The sequence below is a fragment of the Odoribacter sp. N54.MGS-14 genome (genome assembly GCF_000980295.1).
Lineage (GTDB): Bacteria > Bacteroidota > Bacteroidia > Bacteroidales > Marinifilaceae > Odoribacter > Odoribacter splanchnicus.
In genome coordinates, this window is sequence record NZ_LARL01000009.1 from 1 (window position 1) to 22758 (window position 22758).

The window sequence follows — 22758 nt, forward strand, 5'->3', positions numbered from 1 at the left end:
ATAATAACGTAACTTCATATCATTATCACTTTTCAGGGTAACAATGGTATAACCTTTCTGTAACAGGTAGAGGTTCATCAGAAGTCGAGAAGTACGCCCGTTGCCATCTATAAATGGATGTATCCTCACCAGTTCATTATGTAAATAGGCGGCGATAATAACTGGATGAACATTTTCTTTTTCCATGCGTTGAAATGCCAGCATGAAATCTTCCATTAGTTTCTCCAACAAATAAGGTTGAGGCGGCACGTGAGTACAACCCGAGATCATCACGGGTACGGTTCTATAACTTCCGGTGTTCTCCCTATCTATACCGTGTAATACAAGTGCATGAATCTCCTTGATCGTTCTTTGACTTATTCCAATATCCTGTTTAGCAACCTCCTTTATATAGTCAATAGCTTCTGCATGATTGATTGCCTCCAGGTGTTCACGCATGGATTTACCAAAGATAGTGATTCCTTCGTTGACAACAAGTGCCGTTTCCTGTAGGGTAAGCGTGTTTCCTTCTATACGGTTACTCTCGTAAGTGTATTCGATATCTAAAGCATCCTGAATTTTCTTTAATGCCTCTACTGGCAAAGGACGCAAAGAAGATAACCGCACTTTCAATGAATCCACTTCTCTTAATAAATCAACCAACTTACTATTCATGTTGCTATATTTTTAGTTGATTACAAAAATAAGGAATAAAAATGAAAGCTTGTATTGAATGGAAAAAGAAGATTACGAGCTGAAAATTTTCTTTCCGGTCATTGTTCCATAGCGGTTTGAAAAAGATAGGTTTCAAGATTACCGACATTACCCTGAATAGCTATATTTAAAACCGTTTTTAATGCACGAACATGACGGATATTATTTCATCTTATCGTGATAGCTATTTGCTCTTTTCAAGTTATGCCATTCAAACTCCTTGTCCCATTGTTCAGGCAAAGCTATTAAATCCGGTGTTGTAATACTTCGTTGTTTACAAAATCGTAATATCAAGGCAATCGGTAGACTACCACCCTGAGCATCTTGTTCTGCATTGGAAGTAATTTGAAAGACCATTTTTTGGGGGCTTTCGGCGTTGAGTTGCTTTTCATGAGGTCAGCAGAATCTAAGGAAAGTATGAATGACTTCAAGACGATATGTAGATTTTTACTAACAGCTAATAAAAGAATCCGAGAAGCGGATAAAGTCCACTATAAATAACCGGAGTACTAAAGCGATTAAAAGCGTCAATGTTTTGTATAAGAGATAAATAAGCCATAACAAAAATAAAGCCCTTTTTGTAAGTCTGCAAGCAGGGGTAGATGATGTCCCCTTTTATTTCTGATTACTCAGGTATTTATTGGCAGCTAAATGGAGCCGCCAGATTAAATCTCTGGATACATTTTCATTTCTGGAATAAGTTTCCAATCCCAATTCATTAGCTTTTTCCCGAATCTTTTTATTCAATGCGCGTTCTGTCGCTTCGAAGCTGTCCAGGCATTCTTTTAGCGGGATCCGGACGAGAGTGCTGCTTTTATACTTACATGTTTTATTTTTTACTTTGCCATCGGTAGTGCAAAGATAGATTAAATCAAAATGATGGGAATGGTGCTGTTTGCACTGGTCCGGGAGAAATTCTTTCAATAGGAATGCAGGTGGAACGAGCCACTCTACTTCGTTGGTTATGGTGTCGTGCACTTCGGATGGTTTTTGCCCTTCTTCACATATAACCTCACAATCCACCCCGATTTCCTCGTAAATTTTATTTTTTAATTTTGTCCCGGGGTTATCAATATAAGGCAGGAAATGGCCTCCGGGTGGAACCCATAATCCTTTTCCCTGCCTCAAATTTTTATTTAAAATAATGATAAAATTCACTGCGTCTCCGCCTGGTTTTTCAATCAGGATGCCTGTCGCTGCAAACCCCAGCGATTTAATTAATTTTTTTTCTCTTTGTATCATTCTGTTCAGGTTGGACTCGAGGAGTAATCTTCCCGTGATAAAAAAACAGAATGAAATGATGAAGGGTGTATGACTGGCTGTATATTGGGGAGCTTTGAGCAAGAAAACCAGAATGAAAAATAGGCACAGAGAACCTATATATAAGAATAATTTAAACTGGATATCGGTTTTTTCTTTATGCCGGTAAGAAGGAATAAAGTCTGCTAAAAACAACAGTATATACAGAATCAGCGACATATAGATAATGATCGGATTATACTGTTCCAATTGGGAATGAACAGAGCCGTACAAGAGTACTAAAAGAATTCCCATTCCCCATTTGATTCCATCTAAAACCAGCGTTTCAGATACTTTACCTGCTGTTATCATCGGTGAGTATTTTGTCCATTAATTCCAGTAGATTTTGTCTGAGTATCGAAACGTCGCCGTTATTCAGGATATGGTAATCGGCTATAGCGATAGGACCACCTTTTTCGATATTCTCGATCTCGGTATAATCGCGCCGGTCGACTTCGGTTTTGGTCAATGGCCTGAATTTCCTTTGGGCGAGTCTTTCATATCTCAATGCTTTATCGGAATGGATAGCTACTACGATAAAGTTTTCCGGATATAACTCTTTCAATATTTTATATTCCGTAAAGCTATAGAGGCCGTCCAAAAGAATGGTCGAATCGGTTTTTGCGATGGTTTCCGAAGCTATTTTGGCCAATACGCCGTTGCCATGTTGGCGCCTTAAATCTTCTCTTACCATTTTCTCGTTTTCATTGTTGATTTCTAGACCCCTCTTTTTGACTTCGTTGAGAACAATACCGCCGAAGTAAAAGAGATCGAAATTAAATTGATCTTTCAGAAAATTAGTCGCTTCACTTTTTCCTGTACCGCTCATGCCCACCAGGGCTATTATTTTTTTCATATTCGCTACTGTAAAGTTTTCTTATTGTCGGATCGTCCGTCGATGATTTTGTATGAATGGTTTATTGAAATTCTTCATACATTTTACTTGCCTGAATGCCTTCGTTATTTTGATATTTACTTTTATACATTTTGGAGCAATCTCCTAAAATCGTATGATAAAATATTTGACATATTTCGACATTCGGATATATCCGTACCGGTTGAATACAAGATATTTCCAGAGTCCAATAACCCGAAAAACCCACATCTCCGAAACCGGCGGTGACATGTATATATATTCCCAGACGTCCGATCGACGATCTGCCTTCGAGCATCGGGACATGATTCAGGGTTTTGGTATATTCGACGGTTCTGCCGAGATACACGATTCCGGGCTCGAGCACCAGGCCCTCGGGAGGAATCGAGATAGTCTTGGTTTCATTTTTAACTTTCATGTCCAATACATGCGAATCATATACCAGCAATTCGTTATGTAATCTCAGGTTATAACTATTCGGATTTAATCTCGAGTCGTCGAAAGGCTCGATGAATATCTCCTTGTTCAGCATGTTCTTAATTTCTAATCCAGATATGATCATATGTTCTATTTAATTTATACTATATCTCTGTTTATTTTAAGGTTCGAATACTTTTAACCAGCTTTCCGCAATATTTTCTCTGATGTCGGTAGGGACCGTCGAAATTTTTCCGGGCGCATAACCGGGCAGTCCGTTGATCGCCAATATCATTTCAGCCCTGACCAAATGGATAAAATCTCCCATAACGGCATTATAAATAAAATTAACGGCATTCCCGTCGTTCACCAGGAAAAAATAGTTCATATTCTCATTCGAATATTTGAATATATGTTTTCTTACTTCTTGCTTTTCATATTCTCCGGTAAATTCCAATTCCAGTTCGTCATCCGAAGACGTGACGGAAAAGATATAACATCCGTTTTTCAATTCCCTGAAATCTTCGATTTTGAGGGATTTGTTGCCTGTGGCAGAAAACAGAATGTCCGATTCCTTTATTATGGAGTCCCGGTCCGGAATCCGGTTAAGTTCATTGAATGCCGATACTCTTTTCAGTGGATTGGTATCGTAAACTGCGGGTTTTACTCCTCTCTGCAAGAGATGGGAGGCGATCGACCGACCGATTTTTCCATAACCTAAAATTCCGCATTTCAGGTATTGGATCAATTTCCCGTCTTCTCTCATCAGGGCATCTGCCGAAAAAAAGACGGACTGACCGACTAGAAAGTCTTCGTTTTCTTTTAAAGGACTTCTGGCTACAGATACGACTTTAAACGGGTAGTTCTGCTTCTTTCGCTCCGAGTCTCCGATCACATGTTCATACTTTTGATAGCCGTTTTCGGTATCTTCGATGATTAAAGCAATCCGTTCGAGGATAGTTACAGGCCAGGTCTCGTGGATATGGGCGAAATATCCGCCAATATCGAAAAGCAGGATTTTTTCATTCGTGTTTTCCAGGATTCTGATCACTTCGTTTTCTGTATCCTGAGCCATGTCTTCCCGGCATACATGCGAAATTTTAAAATCCTTCCGAACGATCGTGTAAGTCTTTTCGTCGATCGAGTTGGGCTTGGGGACGATCGTTTGAATAGGGAAGATCGTATCGATGGCCCTTAAGTAATGAACGGCATCGGGGATGATATGGGAAACGACGACAGCAATATAATTTTCGCCGGTTGTCCGGGCTTTTGAGATGATATTTTCATAAAATAATCTCGTATTCAAATCGATATCGAGCAGGTCCCATATTTTTTTTACTAATTTCAGGAAGGTGACCTGGCTGGATAAACTGGATACATCACTCCACTTTAAGTTTTCGCTTTCTTCCGTGATCTTTTCTCCTTTGTAAATAAAAAAATAGCGGAGGTCGTGATGAAAGTGTTGTTTTTCGTGTTTGGCCGGATTCTCGGGGATGGGATGCGAGTCGATGTCGATGGGGAATTTTTTTCCGAAGATAGGAGAAATCAACATCAAATCGTCTTTGGCTATGTTCGTTTCTTCGAAGATTTCCCTGTAAACACCATCCAGAATGGAAGCGTCCGTTTTTTCAATATGGCCTCCCGGTTGTAACCAACGTTGAAGTATGATGTGTTTGATTAAAAGTACTTTGGAATTTTTGTAATCAAAAATAATCGCACTGCCGGTAATATGGCCGACAAAATTTTTACGGTCGAACAATTGATCCGATTCTGTTTTATCGATAAAGGTTTTGAATTGTTTTAGTCTATCGGTCTCATCCTTATATATGCTGATGTAATCCTGATAGTAACTTTTTATATTTTCGGAAGTTTCCATTTTGTAATCCACTTAAAACAAATCAGATCAATATTATCGATGCACCTGACTAAAAACAGCTATACCGTTCGGCAAATTTAGCAAATATTTGAGAAACAGAACGAACACATCCCCTAAACCTTTGTAATAAATTTCGATATACTTTACTTTTTTTTGTTGTGGGCCGCGATCTTTTGAAATTTCAACATCAGTTAAGGGCAGGAGTTACCTTTTTTCTCCTACTTTTGCAGGTCTGAATTTAGTCGTGTATTATGCAGGATGGGCGTTTATCGATAGAGAGGGTACAGATGGAAGGGAGAAATAAAACACACAGTCTGGTGACCGGAAATATTACATGGGGGATGTTGTGGTTTGCTGTTCCGATGATATTGGGAAATTTGTTACAGCAGTTCTATAATATCGCCGATACATTGATCGTCGGTCGGTTTTTGGGAGCCAAGGCTTTGGCTGCTGTGGGGTCGGCCTATACGTTGATGATTTTTCTGACTTCGGTCCTCTTGGGCTTATGTATGGGAAGCGGGGTTGTTTTTTCACTTCAGTACGGAGCCAGGGATCATGAAGCTTTGAAACGTAGTATTTTTGTCTCTCTGGTATTGATCGGGGTGATTACGCTATTGCTGAATATTGCGGTTTTTGTCTGGATCGATCCTATTTTGCGGTTACTGCAGGTCCCGGCTGAAGTATATATCCTTATGCGGGATTATTTGTGGATTATTTTTGGGGGAATCGGATTTACCTTTCTCTATAACTATTATGCTTCCTTACTCCGGGCTGTCGGGAATTCTGTCCTGCCCTTGGTCTTTCTGGCTGTAGCTGTTGTTCTTAACATTGTGCTCGATTTGGTTTTTATTCTGTCTTTCGGTTGGGGAGTCCGCGGAGCGGCATGGGCTACGGTCATCGCTCAGGCGGTATCGGGGATCGGACTCTGTTTCTATAGCCTTTACCGGTTTCCGGATTTCCGGATTTCCCGCCAGAATATGCAACTAAAATGGGCCACGGTCAAAGAAATTGCAACCTATTCTTCGCTGACTTGTGCCCAACAATCTGTCATGAATTTCGGTATACTGATGGTGCAGGGACTGATCAATAGCTTTGGTACGGCTGTTATGGCTGGCTTTGCTGCGGCAGTTAAAATCGATTCGTTTGCTTATATGCCTGTTCAGGATTTCGGAAATGCCTTCTCTACTTTTATTGCTCAGAATTTCGGAGCTGGAAAACACGAACGTATCCGCAAAGGAATCCGGGTCGCCGTTAGGGTTACCCTTATTTTTTGCCTTATTATTTCTGTACTCGTTTTTGTTTTGGCCAGACCACTGATGCTTATCTTTATTCCGGCACATGAAACGGAAATTATTTCTATCGGTGTAGAATATTTACGGATTGAAGGAGCTTTTTATTGTGGCATTGGTTGGTTGTTTTTATTATATGGTTTCTATCGTGCTGTTAGGAAACCCGGAATGTCTGTCGTGTTGACCGTTATATCCCTGGGTGTCCGGGTGGCCCTGGCTTATACCTTAGCTGCTATTCCGGGTATAGGTGTATGGGGAATCTGGTGGTCTATTCCTATCGGATGGTTTTTGGCAGATATTTTCGGTTGGTGTTATTATCGAATGAAACAAAGAAAATCTTTGGAGTGGTGATCTCTCTTCAAAGGTGATAAAGATTGCAGGAATTATTATAAACTGTTGTAAGTAATAAGAGGTATGTAATATTGGTAATAAATCAGGTAAAATAGATACAAACCGGATGAAACCTATTTTCTATTTTTGTAACCGAATAAGAAGTAATTCGTGGTGACGGAATATATTCAAAATGATCCAATATCTGAAAATGAAAGTAGTTGATATTTTATTTGCAGTAGTTTTACTGCTACCGGGCGGATTTATCCGGGCCCAGGAGATAAGAGACAGTCTGCCACAGGGCAGGTCGTATACGATCGATGAGGTGGTAGTGACAGGTACGCGTAATGAGACCGACATTCGCCATTTGCCGATGACGGTTTCGGTGGTGGGGCGCCAGCAGATCGAGCAGAGTAATGAATCTTCTTTGCTTCCCTTGTTGACCGAACAGGTGCCGGGGCTTTTTATTACCTCTCGGGGGATGATGGGATACGGGGTGTCGGGAGGTGCTGCCGGGCAGATGTCTTTGCGTGGAGTCGGTGGTGCTCCGCAGGAAGGTGTGCCGACGACCGGGCTGTTGGTGTTGATCGACGGACATCCTCAATATATGGGGCTTTTCGCCCATCCGATTTCCGATGCTTATCAGTCGTTTTTAGCTGAACGGGTCGAGGTCCTGCGTGGGCCGGCATCGGTATTGTACGGTTCGAATGCAATGGGAGGTGTGATCAATATCGTTACCCGTAAAATGCAGGAAGATGGCATGAAAACCCATTTTAATCTGGGGTATGGCTCTTACAATACCTTGCAGACAGAAGTAACGAACCGACTGAAAACCGGACGTTTTACGAGTGTGGTGAGCGCTTCGTATAACCGGAGCGACGGACATCGGCCGGATATGGAATTCGAACAGGCAGGAGGTTATGCGAAATTAGGATATGAGATTTCGCAGGCATGGAACGTACGGGCTGATGTAAACCTGACCCACTTCAACGCTTCGAACCCCGGTAAGGTTACCGATCCATTGATAGATAATGATCAACGGATCACCAGAGGTATGACTTCTTTTGCACTTGAAAACAATTATGAAAAAACTTCGGGTGCTTTGAGTTTCTTCTATAATTGGGGAAAGCATTGGATTAACGATGGATATGCCGTTGGAGGGGAACCACTGGACTATCGTTTTAATTCACGGGACGATATGCTGGGACTGTCGTGGTATCAGAGTGTACAACTCTTTAAAGGAAACCGTCTCACAGCAGGAGTCGATTTCTTTCATTTCGGCGGGGAGTCCTGGAATCAACCTGTGAATGGTGGTGAACGCCAACCGCAAGTCGATAAGAAGCAGGACGAAATGGCCGGATATGTAGATTTTCGCCAACATCTTTACCGTTGGTTGACATTGGATCTGGGAGTACGTATCGATCATCATTCGCATGTGGGGACCGAATGGGTTCCTCAGGCTGGATTGTCGTTCCACTTGCCTGCGAATGCAGAGATAAAACTGATGGCCGGGAAAGGTTTCCGCTATCCGACGATCCGGGAGCTTTATATGTTTCGGCCGGCCAATCCCGATTTGAGACCGGAGCGACTGTGGAATTATGAGTTGGCCTGGTCGCAGCGTTCGATGAATGGGCGGCTTTTTTATGGGGTAAATGTTTTTTATATCGATGGGGAAAATCTGATTATGAGAATGCCGGTCGATGGCAGGCAGATGAATATCAATACCGGAAAGATCGAAAATACCGGAGCTGAAGTGCAGTTTGCTTATCGTTTTTCTCCTGTCTGGTCGGTAGATGCCAATTACAGTTATCTGCATATGGAACAGCCTGTACTGGCTTCTCCCCGGCACAAGGCTTATGCCGGAGCCACTTTTTCCAAAGGCCGCTGGTCTGCCGGGACCGGTGTGCAGTATGTGGCCGGATTATATACCGGTGTAAAAATAGGAAATACGGGAAGAGATATGAAAGAAGATTTTGTGATGTGGAATTTGCAGGGACAGTTTCGGGCTGCGTCGTGGATTCATATCTGGGCCCGGGGAGAGAACTTACTGGCACAACGGTATGAGATCAACGACGGATTTCCTATGCCTAAGGCTACGGTGATGGCCGGAATGAATATTAATTTTTAATCGAAACAGTCGGTAAAAACAAAAGATCCGGCAGAGATGTGAGGAAATCTTCCGGTACAGGATGATTTCCTGGAATCGATGGCCGAGGCTGCGAAAGCTATTGCCGACTATTGCGGAGATCGTATTTTGTATATCAGCATTGCGAATAACCTGTCGGTGGATTGTGGTTGTGATGCACATCCGGCTGCTCCTCAGACGGGAGATATCGGTATTTGGGCTTCACTTGCTCCGGGGGCCTGGATCAGGCATGTGTCGATTGGGTGTATGTGTCCGGAGATCCCGGTAAAGTGTACTTGATAGAACGAATGGAGTCGTGTCACGGCATTCATACCCTTGAATACGCCGGAGATTATCGGGCTGGGTAACCGGAAATATGAACTTGTAGAAATGAAATTATAGCGTAATTGATTCTACCTGGGTTTATTTTTTCTTTGCTGAAGAAAGAAGTGCTTCCCGGGAATAAATCGATGTCTTTCGTCCGGCATAACTCGGCTATTTTCTTTTTGGGATTTTTCGGCCTGAGGAAGGATGCCGGTTTTTAGCTAGTTGTATGTGATGCGTTGTTTATTCTTAGGTATTCCGGACAGGAAGAATACCCATATTTGGTGATTGTCCTCCCAACTTACTTCCCGTAATTTTGCAGTCGCAATAAATTAAAAAGCGATGCTGAAAAATATTTTTATTACAATCCTATTGATTTGTTCTGTACTCGTTGTTTGGGGTCAGAAAAGTGTAAAAGTAAAAGTTTCGGGAAATGTTATAACGACCGATGGTGTTCCTGCTGAATTTATCAATATCCAATTGAAAAATACGTTTTACGGAGGTACTTCGGATGGGAAAGGATATTTTGAATTTATGGCTCCGGCAGGACAATATACGATGATTGTCCAATCCATAGCTGCACATCGCCGGGAATTTCCCGTTACGATCGAAGAGGGAAAAGAAAATCATTTCGCGGATATTGAAATCCGGGAGAATGTCAATCAGCTCGAACAGGTCGTGGTTACGGGACAGTTTTCTCCTCAATCGATGCGTAATTCTTTATACAAAGTGCGGACGGTCAATAGCGAACAGATCCGTCAGAAAGCGCCTACCAGTGTACAGTCTTTGCTGAATACAGAGATCGGAATCCGGTTATCCAACGATATGGCTTTGGGTGAAACGGATTTCGAATTGATGGGGATGAGTGGAAACAATGTCAAAATATTGCTGGATGGTATTCCATTGATCGACCGGGGAGCGACGAAACAAAGTCTGAGCCAGTTAGATGTGAATAGTATCGAACGGGTAGAGATTGTCGAGGGACCGATGTCGGTGGTTTACGGTACCGATGCTTTGGCAGGGGTAATCAATATCATCACTAAAAAGGGGGATGGGTATTCGGAAGAGAATACCTGGAGAGTGGGAGCCCGGGTACAAGAGGAATCTATGGGGAAAGAGTATGATTTTTTTAAAGATAAGGGACTTCACAATGAGAGTATAGATCTGGGATTTAACCACAAAAGCGGACTTTTTGTCAATGGGGGATATACCCGCAATAATCATGGAGGCTGGCAGGGAGATTTGACCGGCCGGGAGAAACGCTGGCATCCGAAAGATCAGGCTTTGATGAATGGGATGTTCGGATTTCAGAACCGGAATATGAATGTATGGTATCGGTTGGATTTCCTCGATGAGAAGATTTTCGGTCCCAATAATGGGAGTGAACTTCAGCCGGAAAAAGTTTCCGATAAAGATTTTCTGACCAAAAGGTATACCCATCAGTTACAGTCGGATTGGAAGCTGGATAACCGTCTGGATGTCCATGCAGCTCTTTCTTATCAGGATTATAAACGGCGTACCCGGACGACGGAGAGTGATTTGTCGACCGGAGAGAAATGGCTTTCTTCTGCCGAAGCGAGTCAGGACATTACCCAGTACAAAGCCTGGATAGCCCGGGCTACGGTTGCGTGGAATATTGCACCTGAATTCAGTGTACAGCCGGGAGTAGAATATCAGTGGACGCAAGGTGAAGGCGGACGTATCGACGGTACACCGAAAGTTTCGGACCTGGCTTTTTTTCTCTCGGCCGAATATAAACCCTGGGAATGGCTGAGTTTACGGCCCGGAGTACGGACCTTTATCGTTGCCGATTACGATGCTCCGATAGCTATCCCCTCGGTATTGACCAAATTCAAGTTGACCAAACATATGGATTTACGGTTGTCCTATGCCTATGGATTCCGTTCTCCGACTTTGCAGGAACTCTATTTCTCTTTCCACAATGATAATCATGATATAGACGGGAATCCGGATTTGAAGGCCGAATATTCCCACAATATTACGGGGTCTGTTGCCTACCGGGTATTGCATAGCGAGAAAATACATCTGACAACCACTTTGAGCGGATTTTATAATGATTTCAGGGATAAGATCAGTCTGGCTCAGAATGTCGATATTCCGAATTATAATACCTATTATAATATCGACCGTTATAAAACGGTAGGCGGATCTTTGGAGAATTCGTTGAGCTGGGGAGGACTTCGGGCAAATCTGAATGTGTCGTTGATCGGGCGCTACAACCGGTATGCTACCGGGAATAAAAGTATGCCCCGATTCCGGTATTCTCCCGAAGTGAGTACCAGCATCAGTTATCACATTGAAAAGACCGGTACGGATATCAGCTTGTTCTATAAATACACTGGCGAAAGAAAAGAGTATTATTATCATGAATATACGACAGCCGATAATAAGAAAGAAAGTGAAATCTACCTGAGGGGAATGAAAAGCTATCATACCGGTGACCTTACAGTTACTCAAAAACTGACTTCATTTCTCCATCTGAATGCAGGAGTTAAAAACCTTTTTAATCTGACTTCACTCGAGACAATTGCCGAATCTCCTAACGATACGCCTTCTGTCAGCTATTTAGGCTGCGGACGAAGTTGGTCGGTGGGGTTGAGTTTCTTATTGAACGGAAAATTCAATTAGTATCAGTATAAATCAAATAAAATAAAACATGAAAAAAGTAATTTATCTTTTAGCTTGTGTCGCATTTTTAGGATGTTATTCCTGTAGTGATGACGACGATGGTTTGAAAATGCAGGATATCTCCGTAGAGTTTGCCGTATCGGATGCCGGTATGGATGGTACCGGTATAGATCTGGGGATAAAGCTTAGCCGGGCAACCAAGGAGAGTTTGGATGTTACCGTACAGATGATTTCTACGGAGGTATCCGAGTCGGATATTACCGTTACCCCGGCTCTGACTAACGGTCAGGTGGTGGTGAATATCCCTGCGGGGCAGGCTAGCGGCTCGTTTACAGTAGCTAAAGCCGACGGTAAATCTCCGGAGGGCAACGTGAAGTTTCGGATTCTGTCCCTGTCGCTGAGTGAGGGCTATAAAATCGGTACACTTCAGGAAATGAACTTGTCCTTTAGTCCGATTGTTTCTACCGGAGGAAAATTGACATTGGAAGGAAATGACGGGGCCGAAAAATATGCCAATATGGTATATGTCGATCTGAGCAATAACAGTCAGATACAAATTAAAAGAAAAAGCTGGAATCTGGGATTTTATTGCGGGGATGAATTCAGGGTTATTTTAAATTCGTCTTATGCTACGGTAGCTGTGGCATCGGAGAAAACTGACTTTGCAGCTGTGACACTCGAAGATGCTCAAAAAGCTCCTAATATTGCGGCCGGAGCGATGTCTGAAGATTTTTCCGCCGACTGGGTAGATGATGTGGAAGGCGATTTGACTAAAACAGCTTTCGGGATGATTGCAGAAAATGCAGCTGAAAATAAAGTCTTTTTTGTCGCTTCTGCCGATAACAAGACCAATACCGACGGGACAGAAAATAGAAGTCTTTGGTATAAAGTGAAAGTAACCCGTAATGGCGAAGGATACCGGGTAGAATATGGAAAAGTAGGGGATACGACACCGAAGACCGTGGAAATAGCGAAAAATCCGATCTATAATTTTGTCGGGCTTTCACTCGAATCCGGTGAGAAAGTAGATGCACAGGCCGAGGGGAAAAAATGGGATATTATGTGGGCTTATGCTGCTGCCGTTTCACAAATGGCTTCCGGTCCTGTGACTTCTTTTTCACAGGATGTGGTTACTTCTAATAGTGTAGGAGGAGTTGAGACTGCCGTGGTCATGGTGGATGAACAGACTACCTACGATAATTTTAAGGTAACGGATATAACCTCGAAGGCCGATTTTGAAAAGAAAGCCAATGTGATCGGTACTACCTGGCGTACACCTGCTATGCCGGGAGTGACGAATGCCGGCGTGAAAACAGATCGTTTTTATGTATTGAAAGATAGTTATGGAAACTATTATAAACTCCGTTTTACGAAGTTCGGTACCGGTACCGATGGCACCGAACGCGGACGGCCTGAAATAGAATATGCATTGTTGAAATAATGTAGGACATGAGCGATCAGATTTGGCTGGCAGATCCGGACTTCCCGGGACTGCCGGCCAAATGGTGTGAAAAAGCGAAATTGAAAGTTTAAATTTTAAAAGATGACAAAAAACAAAAAGTGGATAGGAACGGTTATACTTCTTCTGGTATTGTTGTGTGGCTGGATGGCTTGGAGTAAATGGGCTTCTACTACCCGGATCGGACTGGTCAATTTTCAAAATTTTCAAACGACCAGCTTAATAAAATCGAATGAAGATCAGTTTATAAAGTATGAAGAAGTCTCTCTGGAGGAATTGGGACGCCTGGACCGGTATGACTTTGTATTGGGTTTCGGTATGGGATTACGGATGACAGCCGGACAACGGGAACAACTTCAAAAGGCTGCCGATAAAGGGACTCCTGTTTATATTTATGCAGCTACGAATCCGGAAAATAATATTTGTAACCTGGATAGTATCACCAAGGCTGATATAACCTCTTACATCGGGAATGGAAATAAAAAGAATTACCGGAATATGGCCCGGTATATACGCCGGCAGATCGACCGGAAGCTTTTCTTCGTCACTCCGGCCGACACTGCGGTGGAGAGTGCTTCGGATGTACTTTTCCACTTAGATGAAAATCTTTCTTTCTCTACAGTGACGGATTATGAGAATTATATAAAAGGACATGGTTTCTATCGGGAAGGGCAACCCAAAGTGGCTATTGTCGGTGGCTTGAACGATCCTTTCAGTGGCAACCGGGATAATATCGACAGTCTGATCGTTTCATTTCAGCGTGCCGGCCTGAATGTGTATCCGATTTCCTCTTATATGAAACGGTTGGCTTTCCTGAAAGAAATCCAGCCGGATGCGGTGATTCATTTTGCCCATGGGCGTATGGTGATGGGGCAGGCCGATGCAGCTGTAGAATGGCTGAAAGAACGGAATATCCCTCTTTTTTCACCTCTGTCGATCCTGCAAACCCGGGAGGAATGGGAAAAAGATCCGATGGGGATGTTCGGCGGATTTATGTCGCAAAGTGTCGTTGTGCCGGAGTTGGATGGAGCGATCTATCCCTATGTGGTGAATGACCAGGAATTGGATAAAGACGGGGTGTATCTGTTCAAAGCGATCCCCGAACGCTTAAAGAATTTTACCGGGATTGTCAGTCACTTTATCCGCTTGAAACAAAAAGCGAATGCCGATAAAAGGGTGGCGATCTATTATTTCAAAGGAGCAGGACAATCTTCGCTGACGGCACAGGGCTTGGAGACGGTACCTTCGCTTTATAATCTGATCAAAAGACTGAAAGCTGAAGGGTATAAAGTAGAAAACCTTCCGGCTACCGAGAATGAATTCGAAAAGTTGCTGATGACACAAGGGGCTGTACTGAGTACTTATGCAGAAGGTGCTTTCGACGATTTTATGAAGAACGGTCATCCCGCTCTGGTGGAAAAGTCGGAATATGAATCATGGGTGAAACAAGCTCTTCCGCAAGGGCTCTATGCAGATGTGGTGAAGATATACGGAGAAGCTCCGGGAAACTATATGAGTACGGTAGAAAATGGAAAGTCCTATCTGGCGGTGGCTCGGATAGATCTGGGCAATGTGGTCTTATTGCCTCAGCCGATGGCGGCTGTCGGGGATGATGCTTTTGCTATTGTTCACGGCGCTAAAACCGCACCGCCGCATACCTATATCGGAGCTTATCTGTGGGCCCGATATGCTTTCGGTGCCGATGCGATGATCCATTTCGGGACACACGGTAGTCTGGAATTTACTCCTCAGAAACAGGTGGCACTCAGTAGTTACGACTGGCCGGACCGGCTGGTAGGCACTGTCCCTCATTTTTATTATTATACGATCGGAAATGTGGGAGAGAGTATGATGGCTAAAAGGCGTTCTTATGCAACGACTATTTCTTACCTGACTCCGCCTTTTATGGAAAGTAAGACCCGGGGACAGTATAAGAAACTGGAAAATGAGATTCAGACTTATTACAAAACAGATGAATCCGGGCAATTACAGGCCTCTTTGGCTGTAAAGAAAATTGCGGTGGAAATGGGATTACACCGGGAACTGCGTTTGGATAGCCTGTTGGACCGTCCCTATTCGACCGAGGAGATCGAGCGTATCGAGAATTTTGCCGAGGAGATTGCCAATGAAAAAATGACCGGACAGCTTTATACGACCGGTATTCCTTATTCCCCGGAAAAAATTCGTTCATCGGTTTTGGCGATGAGCACAGATCCGATAGCTTATAGCTTGGCAGCTTTGGATAAACAAAATGGAAAAGTGTCTGATAAACAATTGAATAGTAAGGTGTTTTTTACTCAGCGATATCTGGATCCGGCCAAACGGTTGGTCAGTCAGGTACTGGACGGTAAAAAAGCCGATGAGGCACTGGTTTGTCAGATCGCGGGGATCACTCCTGAAAAATTGAAAGAAGCACATACGATTCTTACTCCTCCGAAAAGGGGGATGATGGGGAAAGGTAAGGCGAAACCGGTAGTGCAGTATACCAATGAACAGAAAGCGGAAGCCCGGGCGATCACCGAAGTGGAACGTACGATTACGAATATTGTGAATTATAAGCTGGCTTTGGAAAATAGTCCGGAGCAGGAAATGCAGTCGGTATTGAATGCTTTGTCGGGTGGATATATCGCTCCCACTTCGGGAGGAGATGCAGTCGCTAATCCGCAGGCAGTACCTACCGGTCGTAATTTATATGCTGTCAATGCCGAGGCCACTCCATCGGAACAGGCTTGGACGAAAGGAAAAGAATTGGTCGAAAATACGCTTGCTCAATACCGGAAGACTCACGGTGATTATCCTCGTAAAGTGAGTTATACTTTCTGGAGCAGTGAATTTATCGAAAGTGAAGGAGCGACTATAGCACAAGTGCTTTATATGTTGGGTGTAGAGCCGGTGCGTGATGCTTATGGACGGGTGTCGGACCTGCGTTTGATTCCTTCGGAAACTTTGGGACGTCCCCGTATCGACGTGGTGGTTCAGACCTCCGGCCAGTTCCGGGATTTAGCGGCTTCACGGCTTGCGTTGATCTCGAGAGCTGTGGAAATGGCGGCCGCTTCTGCAAATGATAAATACGACAATCGGGTGGCGGAAAGCACGGTAGAGACGGAACGGTTACTGGTGGAACAGGGAGTTTCGCCTAAAGAAGCCCGCGAAATGTCTGCAAAACGAGTGTTCGGTGGTGTGAACGGCATGTACGGAACCGGAATTCAGGGAATGATCACCAGTGGGGATAAATGGGAAGATGAAAAAGAAATAGCCGATACCTACATCAATAATATGGGGGCTGTCTACGGAAGTGAGAAAGAATGGGGAGAAATGAAAAGCGGATTGTTGCGGGCCGTATTACACCATACGGATGTTGTCGTTCAACCCCGGCAAAGCAATACCTGGGGAGCATTGAGCCTGGATCATGTATATGAGTTTATGGGAGGCATGAACTTGGCTGTACGTAATGTCACCGGTAAAGATCCCGAGGCTTATTTTGCCGATTACCGGAATCGCAACCGGGTGAGAATGCAGGATTTGAAGGAGGCTATCGGAGTGGAATCGCGTTCGACGATTTTCAATCCGGAATATATCAAAGAAGTGATGAAAGGAGGGGCGTCGAGTGCTTCACAGATTACAGAAGTGGTAACGAACACTTACGGGTGGAATGTCACCAAGCCTGAAGTAATCGACGACGCTATGTGGAATCAGATTTATGATGTTTATGTGACGGATTCTTACAAGTTGGGAACCGAAGATTTTTTCAAACAACAAAATCCGGCCGCTTTGCAGGAGATCACAGCAGTGATGCTCGAGACTGCCCGGAAGGGGATGTGGGAGGCTTCGGAACAACAGATCAGTACCCTGGCAAATTTGCATACCGATCTGGTGAAAGAGTTCGGATCGGCTGGGAGCGGATTTGCCGGAGGAAATGCCAAACTGCAGGATTATATCGCCAGCCGGGTACAGCCGGAACGTGCCACTGTTTACAAAGAGCAGATTCAATCCATGAAAACGGCTCAGGTGGCTACCGATAAAAAAGGAATGGTCCTGAAAAAAGATGAGGTAGCTCAGGCTGAACGGGGAGAGAAAAATGTGTTGAACGGCGTATGGATCGCTGGTGGGGTATTCGCTCTGTTTGTGATACTGTTGCTGGTTTTGAAGAAAAAAAGAAAAGGGAATTAAATATCGATATGGAATTAGTTATCAGTATACTTATCTTATTTATCCTGGTCAATTGCCTGTTGAAGCTTAGTTTTTGGAAAGGCTGGCAGGCAGCTTTGTTCGGATTGATCTGTGGTATTTTCATTACCGCTACTTATCCGGTTGCTATCCTGCAATCCAAAACCCAGCTGGCCGACTACCTTCAGAATACAGTGGCTTTGCAAAATATGGCAGTGATCATTACGCTCGAGGCTGTCGTTTGTTTTGCGTATTGTGTGGCTGTATTGCGGGGATGGTTCGGCCAACAGGAAAAGTGGTGGGTGAAGTCTTTGAAATGGTATCCGACCCTGCTTATTTTTCCCGTTCTGTTTTATTTACAGACCGAGCTGATCTTTAGTTTTCCGGGGATATCCTTTTCGATCCTGTCCTATGTTTTTGCTATAGGAGTGGTGGTGATGATTCCTCTGCTGTGTTACTTTTTCAGGTATCTTTTACCTGAAAAAGAATTGCGGCTGGAAGTACATTTTCTCGTTAGTCTTTTTGTTTGTATCATCGGCTTGCTGACTACAGTGAATGGAAATGTTACCTATCAGGCAGTTAAAGAACCGACAAATTGGAAGGCATTGGCTTTTGCTTTTGGCTTGTTTCTGATCTTTTTCTTGCTGGGTATGGGTTGGAATAAATTGAAATGGGTCCTTTTACAGAAACGAAGTACCCACCAAACGACTTCTCGTAAATAATCGATAATATTTAAATTAAACTATAATCTATGGAAACTATTTCACAAGTGCTTTTTTGGGTGGCCAACAGCCTGCTTATACCGGATATTATTCTTTTATTATTACTGTTTATCCGGTCGTTGTTGCTAATCGGAGGAGTTTATAATCAATACATGACCAAACGGAAAAATGACAAACAGATGAACAGACTGATCAAAGAACTGACGCCCGATACGATCGGTGAACTGAAAGGTGCTTTACCCGGTAGGGATAACTCTTTGTATATCCGCTATCTCCGTGATTTATTGACCACACCTCCCAGTCCGGATTATTCGGATTATCTGATCACGAATTTTGAGAACGATGCAGAGAAGGATGTTATTCTTTCGAAGTTACTGGCTAAGATGGGACCGGTATTGGGATTGATCGGCACCTTGATTGCTATGAGCCCTGCCTTGGTAGGACTTTCTACCGGAGATATCGCCGGTATGGCTTATAATATGCAGGTGGTTTTTGCAACTACGGTTGTCGGTTTGGTAGTTAGTGCCGTCGGTTTGGTGTCGTTGCAATTTAAACAACGCTGGTATGCAAAAGATGTGAATAATCTGGATTATGTGGCCCGGAAGTTAAACGAGAAAAATACAGAAGCATGAGAACAGCGAGGCGAAAGAGCAAATTTGCCGTTCAGGAAGATGCCGATCCGCTGAGTGTGGTGGTCAACCTGTTCGATGTGGCTATGGTTTTTGCGGTAGCCCTGATGGTGGCAATGGTGATGCACATGAATATGACCGAAGTTTTTACTCAGGAAGATTTTACTATCGTGAAAAATCCTGGGAAAGACAATATGGAGATTATCATGAAAGAGGGAAATAAAATCAATAAATATACGCCTTCGAACGAACAAAGCTCCGGCTCGAAAGGAAAAAGGGTTGGTATAGCTTATGAACTTGAAAACGGAGAAATTATCTATGTGCCTGAATAATAGAAAGATGATGAAAATAGGAATGATAATAATACTTTGGTTCTGTCTGACTGGCGGCTTGGTCGTTGCTCAGGAGAAAAGAGCCTATACTTTATTCGATGCCGACGGGCAGGAAACCGACTATGCCCATATGATGAGTGTTTTGGGTGAACAACAGGTTGTATTTATCGGAGAGATACACAATTGCCCGATAGCACATTGGATGGAATATGAGATTGTCCGGGATCTATATGCTCTTCATAAAGATCGGTTGATGATCGGGGCTGAAATGTTCGAACGGGACGATCAACTGGTGTTGGATGAATATTTGAGTGGATTGATTACAGCCGAGCGTTTCACTAAGGAAGCAAAACTATGGCCGAATTATCCGACCGACTATAAAAAGATCGTAGAGTTTGCTAAAACCAACCGGATTCCTTTCGTTGCTACGAATGTACCCCGCAGGTATGCCGCTATGGTATCCCGCGGAGGATTCGAGGCTTTGGAACAATTGTCGGAAGAAGCGAAAAATTATATCGCACCGCTGCCTTTAAATTATGTCCGGAATGAAGGGGTTGAAACATATTTCCGTTCGATGGAAATGCCGGGAGCTAAAAAAGAGGATACGGAGAAGCTGGCCAAAGCTCAGGCTTTGAAGGATGCAACGATGGGATGGTCGATTGCTCAGAACATCGGATCGTACTTCGTCCACTTGAACGGCAGCTTTCATTCTGCTAACCAAGCCGGAATCATCACTTATCTCAACCGGTATCGCCCCGGTTTGAAAATAGCCACTGTTGAAGTGGTGCGTCAGGAAAAGACGGATAAACTGGATAAGGATGTCATGCGAAAAGCCGATTTTTATATTTGTGTCCCTACGGATATGACAACGACCTATTGAAAAGAAGTTGCGAATCTCAAGTTATAGGTAGGTTTATTTTTTCTTTCTATTCCGATTCCGGGTTTTGTGCCGTCAGACCGGTTCGCCTGGAACGGTCCGGTTAGGGTTTCCTTCACTGACCGGCGGAACTCCTCGCAAGCTCGTCAGACACCACCGGTCGGGCGTTCGGAAACCCTAACCGGACCCTCGTTCCTGCTCCAATGGTCTTCCGCCACAAAACCCTGCATCTTCCGTCAGCACTACAGGGCAAAGAAGGAAAGTTTTATTGAATGAAAGGGCAGGCCACCCTGACCGGAGTACGGATACCTGGGTTACCTGACCGGATTATTCCTATAAAATACCGATGGCTGAATTAATCCCTCATGTAAGGGTTCAGAAAAACAGCTGTTTGATAGAAATTTATACTTTTCAGGTCACAGTTCGTTTCCTATGTAGTGATAACGTAAGTCGGAGGTGTTCGTGTTCGGGGACCATTGGAGCTCTGTCGGGTGTCGTCTTGCTTTTTCTGAACGCCCGACCGGTGGTGTCTGACGAGCCTGCGAGGAGTTCCGCCGGTCAGTGAAAGAAAAAGGTAGACGACCGACAGAAGCGACCGGGTCCCCGAACACGAATACCGAAGACGAACAAGTAACAAAATAATTCTACATTTAGAATAGTTTTAACGGAAAAATTAACCCTGACCGCTGTAACTATGATATTAATTGACGACATTGGTTGGATTACCTGCCAGGAAATGACGGATGTTTTCGAGGGCTTCACGACCCATGGCGATGCGGGCATCGATGGTGCCGGTTCCGATGTGGGGGGTGAGTACGACGTTCTCCAAAGCGTAGAGGGTTTCTGTGATGTGAGGTTCGTCTTCGAAGACATCCAGGGCTGCACCTGCTATTTGACGTTTTTTCAATACTTCGGCCAGTGCTTGCTCATCGACAACAGCTCCCCGGGCTGTATTGACGAGAATGGCTGTCGGTTTCATCAAACTCAGTTCACGCTGTCCGATCAGGTGCCGGGTAGCGGGAGTCAAGGGGGTATGAAGAGTGACGAAGTCGGATTCCCGGAGCAGGGTATCCAGTTCGACCCGTCGGTAACCGGGAACTTCGGTGTGGTGATTATAGTAAATGATATTCATTCCGAAAGCTTCTGCTTTACGGGCGACATTTTTACCGATATTGCCCAGGCCTATAATGCCCAAGGTCTTTCCTTCCAATCCGAATCCCAGGTTGCGCATAGTGCCCCACATACTTTCTTTTTCTATGCGGATACGTTGATTGCATTCGGCAATCCGGCGGGCTGCACTCAGCATCAGGGCCAGTGCCAGCTCGGCCGTAGGACTATTGACCGCTTTCGGGGTATTGGTCACAGCTATACCCTTTTCACGGGCATAGGTGATATCGATATTATTATAACCCACTCCATAATTGCTGATTAGCTTCAGCTTTTTTCCGGCATCGATGATTTCCCTGTCGATCGGAGCATGAAATATGGCCAGCATAATATCGTAATCGGGTAGTATGCGCAGCAATTCCGTTTTACTGAATTCTTCCTTTTCCGGAAAGGTGATTTCCCAATCTGCAGGCAGATTCTGGAAGGGTTCCCGGGGAATATTGTAGGTGACAAGGAGTTTCATAACATCGTTATTATAGGGATTATACGGATTTACTCGAGAGTGGTTCGGGCAAAGGGAGCTGCGTCCAGGCCGATAAATTGTCCTGCCAGGTATTTGTAATAACCGGTAACGGCTACCATCCCGGCATTATCGAGGGAAAATCCCAGACGCGGAATAAAAACTTCCCAGCCTGAGCGGGCTGCTTCGTCATGTACTGCTTTTTGTAAAGCCGAATTGGCCGAAACACCTCCGCCGATGGCTATTTGTTTTATTCCCGTTTGTTTGGCTGCTTTTTTCAATTTAGACATCAGAATATCGATAACAGTCTTTTGAAGAGAAGCACATAAGTCGTTCAGGTTATCCTGAATGAAATCGGGATTGTTTTTCAGTTCATCCCGCAGAAAATAGAGGAATGAAGTTTTCAGTCCGCTGAAACTGTAATCGAGCCCCGGTATTTGCGGTTTGTTGAAAGTGAAGCGTTCCGGATTACCTTCTTTCGCGAGTCGGTCGATAATCGGACCGCCGGGATAGGGTAATCCCATCACTTTGGCACATTTGTCGAAGGCTTCCCCCGCAGCATCGTCGATCGTTTGTCCGATCATTTCCATTTTCAGGTAATCGTGTACAACGATCAACTGCGAATTTCCGCCCGATACCAGCAGGGTCAGGAAAGGGAAAGGAGGCTGCCGGCTTTCCACTCCCGGTTCTTTGATAAAATTAGCCAGGATGTGCGCCTGCAGGTGGTTTACTTCTATCATAGGTAAATGATTGGCCAGGGCAAAACCTTTAGCAAAAGAAGTTCCTACCAGGAGCGAGCCCAATAACCCCGGTCCGCGGGTAAAAGCTACAGCATCGATGTCTTTCACTTCGATACCGGCCCTTTTGATGGCTTCTGATACCACGGGAATTATATTTTGCTGGTGTGCCCGTGAGGCCAGTTCAGGGACAACTCCGCCATAAGCTTCATGCACTTTCTGGCTGGCAATGACATTACTTAGCACAAGGCCATCTTTCAATATTGCAGCAGAGGTATCGTCACAAGAAGACTCGATTCCTAAAATTACAGTCATATTTATTCTTTAAACTT

The 22758-nt window shown here is 44.2% G+C and carries 16 protein-coding genes and 1 pseudogene; 10 read left to right on the top strand and 7 right to left on the bottom strand.

The genetic code is table 11. From position 1 onward, the window contains the following. The 5 genes from WS42_RS03370 to WS42_RS03395 all read right to left on the bottom strand — a co-directional run. On the bottom strand, positions 1–654 hold a 654-nt coding region (locus WS42_RS03370), incomplete at its 3' end, for a Fic family protein (RefSeq protein WP_046450744.1). Between the two features lie 654 nt (positions 655–1308). Further along, entirely contained in the window at positions 1309–2304 is a 996-nt protein-coding gene (locus tag WS42_RS03380; RefSeq protein WP_046450746.1) for a hypothetical protein, read from the bottom strand. Further along, positions 2288–2848 (bottom strand): AAA family ATPase, encoded by a 561-nt coding sequence (locus WS42_RS03385; protein WP_013611675.1) that lies wholly within the window; start codon positions 2846–2848, stop codon positions 2288–2290. Before WS42_RS03385 ends, WS42_RS03380 begins: the two co-directional genes overlap by 17 nt. Positions 2849–2909: 61 nt before the next feature. Then, on the bottom strand, positions 2910–3428 hold the full coding sequence (dcd, locus tag WS42_RS03390; protein ID WP_013611674.1) for a dCTP deaminase: 519 nt from the start codon (positions 3426–3428) through the stop codon (positions 2910–2912). A gap of 36 nt (positions 3429–3464) precedes the next feature. Then, positions 3465–5159 (bottom strand): NUDIX domain-containing protein, encoded by a 1695-nt coding sequence (locus WS42_RS03395; protein ID WP_046402411.1) that lies wholly within the window; start codon positions 5157–5159, stop codon positions 3465–3467. Between the two features lie 287 nt (positions 5160–5446). Between WS42_RS03395 and WS42_RS03400 the strand changes: the two genes are divergently transcribed. The 10 genes and pseudogenes from WS42_RS03400 to WS42_RS03445 all read left to right on the top strand — a co-directional run bounded on the left by WS42_RS03400 (position 5447) and on the right by WS42_RS03445 (position 20065). Continuing rightward, the gene (locus tag WS42_RS03400) at positions 5447–6799 is read left to right on the top strand and encodes an MATE family efflux transporter (protein WP_046450758.1); all 1353 of its coding nucleotides are present in this window, start codon (positions 5447–5449) and stop codon (positions 6797–6799) included. A gap of 190 nt (positions 6800–6989) precedes the next feature. Then, positions 6990–8906 (top strand): TonB-dependent receptor, encoded by a 1917-nt coding sequence (locus WS42_RS03405; RefSeq protein WP_046450759.1) that lies wholly within the window; start codon positions 6990–6992, stop codon positions 8904–8906. A gap of 45 nt (positions 8907–8951) precedes the next feature. Further along, a pseudogene (locus WS42_RS03410) lies at positions 8952–9305 on the top strand (DUF362 domain-containing protein); the annotation flags it as partial. Positions 9306–9569: 264 nt separating this feature from the next. Continuing rightward, the gene (locus WS42_RS03415; RefSeq protein ID WP_046450747.1) at positions 9570–11876 is read left to right on the top strand and encodes a TonB-dependent receptor; all 2307 of its coding nucleotides are present in this window, start codon (positions 9570–9572) and stop codon (positions 11874–11876) included. 28 nt (positions 11877–11904) lie between these two features. Continuing rightward, complete coding sequence (locus tag WS42_RS03420) at positions 11905–13317, top strand: HmuY family protein (RefSeq protein ID WP_022160969.1); 1413 nt, start codon at positions 11905–11907, stop codon at positions 13315–13317. 102 nt (positions 13318–13419) lie between these two features. After that, entirely contained in the window at positions 13420–17505 is a 4086-nt protein-coding gene (locus WS42_RS03425; RefSeq protein ID WP_046450748.1) for a cobaltochelatase subunit CobN, read from the top strand. A gap of 8 nt (positions 17506–17513) precedes the next feature. Then, complete coding sequence (hmuT, locus tag WS42_RS03430; RefSeq protein WP_046402406.1) at positions 17514–18224, top strand: HmuT family protein; 711 nt, start codon at positions 17514–17516, stop codon at positions 18222–18224. 29 nt (positions 18225–18253) lie between these two features. After that, positions 18254–18856: a MotA/TolQ/ExbB proton channel family protein gene (locus WS42_RS03435; protein WP_013611666.1), complete on the top strand. Its 603-nt coding sequence runs from the start codon at positions 18254–18256 to the stop codon at positions 18854–18856. Beyond that, the gene (locus tag WS42_RS03440; RefSeq protein ID WP_013611665.1) at positions 18853–19185 is read left to right on the top strand and encodes a DUF2149 domain-containing protein; all 333 of its coding nucleotides are present in this window, start codon (positions 18853–18855) and stop codon (positions 19183–19185) included. The genes WS42_RS03435 and WS42_RS03440 overlap by 4 nt, the downstream gene beginning before the upstream one ends. A gap of 10 nt (positions 19186–19195) precedes the next feature. Next, positions 19196–20065, top strand: coding sequence for a ChaN family lipoprotein (locus WS42_RS03445; protein WP_046450760.1), 870 nt, complete (start codon positions 19196–19198; stop codon positions 20063–20065). 697 nt (positions 20066–20762) lie between these two features. Here the strand turns inward: WS42_RS03445 and WS42_RS03450 are convergent. Both WS42_RS03450 and tsaD read right to left on the bottom strand, forming a co-directional pair. Further along, the gene (locus WS42_RS03450; RefSeq protein WP_046403588.1) at positions 20763–21692 is read right to left on the bottom strand and encodes an NAD(P)-dependent oxidoreductase; all 930 of its coding nucleotides are present in this window, start codon (positions 21690–21692) and stop codon (positions 20763–20765) included. A 29-nt stretch (positions 21693–21721) separates the two neighbouring features. Further along, complete coding sequence (tsaD, locus tag WS42_RS03455) at positions 21722–22741, bottom strand: tRNA (adenosine(37)-N6)-threonylcarbamoyltransferase complex transferase subunit TsaD (protein WP_046450749.1); 1020 nt, start codon at positions 22739–22741, stop codon at positions 21722–21724. Positions 22742–22758 lie beyond the last annotated feature (17 nt).

Coding starts and splice junctions, on each gene's coding strand:
- WS42_RS03400 (WP_046450758.1), top strand. CDS start 5,447: ATGGAAGGGAGAAATAAAACACACAGTCTGGTGACCGGAAATATTACA.
- WS42_RS03415 (WP_046450747.1), top strand. CDS start 9,570: ATGCTGAAAAATATTTTTATTACAATCCTATTGATTTGTTCTGTACTC.
- WS42_RS03435 (WP_013611666.1), top strand. CDS start 18,254: ATGGAAACTATTTCACAAGTGCTTTTTTGGGTGGCCAACAGCCTGCTT.
- WS42_RS03385 (WP_013611675.1), bottom strand. CDS start 2,848: ATGAAAAAAATAATAGCCCTGGTGGGCATGAGCGGTACAGGAAAAAGT.
- WS42_RS03440 (WP_013611665.1), top strand. CDS start 18,853: ATGAGAACAGCGAGGCGAAAGAGCAAATTTGCCGTTCAGGAAGATGCC.
- WS42_RS03445 (WP_046450760.1), top strand. CDS start 19,196: ATGAAAATAGGAATGATAATAATACTTTGGTTCTGTCTGACTGGCGGC.
- WS42_RS03380 (WP_046450746.1), bottom strand. CDS start 2,304: ATGATAACAGCAGGTAAAGTATCTGAAACGCTGGTTTTAGATGGAATC.
- WS42_RS03405 (WP_046450759.1), top strand. CDS start 6,990: ATGAAAGTAGTTGATATTTTATTTGCAGTAGTTTTACTGCTACCGGGC.
- WS42_RS03425 (WP_046450748.1), top strand. CDS start 13,420: ATGACAAAAAACAAAAAGTGGATAGGAACGGTTATACTTCTTCTGGTA.
- dcd (WP_013611674.1), bottom strand. CDS start 3,428: ATGATCATATCTGGATTAGAAATTAAGAACATGCTGAACAAGGAGATA.
- WS42_RS03420 (WP_022160969.1), top strand. CDS start 11,905: ATGAAAAAAGTAATTTATCTTTTAGCTTGTGTCGCATTTTTAGGATGT.
- tsaD (WP_046450749.1), bottom strand. CDS start 22,741: ATGACTGTAATTTTAGGAATCGAGTCTTCTTGTGACGATACCTCTGCT.
- WS42_RS03395 (WP_046402411.1), bottom strand. CDS start 5,159: ATGGAAACTTCCGAAAATATAAAAAGTTACTATCAGGATTACATCAGC.
- hmuT (WP_046402406.1), top strand. CDS start 17,514: ATGGAATTAGTTATCAGTATACTTATCTTATTTATCCTGGTCAATTGC.
- WS42_RS03450 (WP_046403588.1), bottom strand. CDS start 21,692: ATGAAACTCCTTGTCACCTACAATATTCCCCGGGAACCCTTCCAGAAT.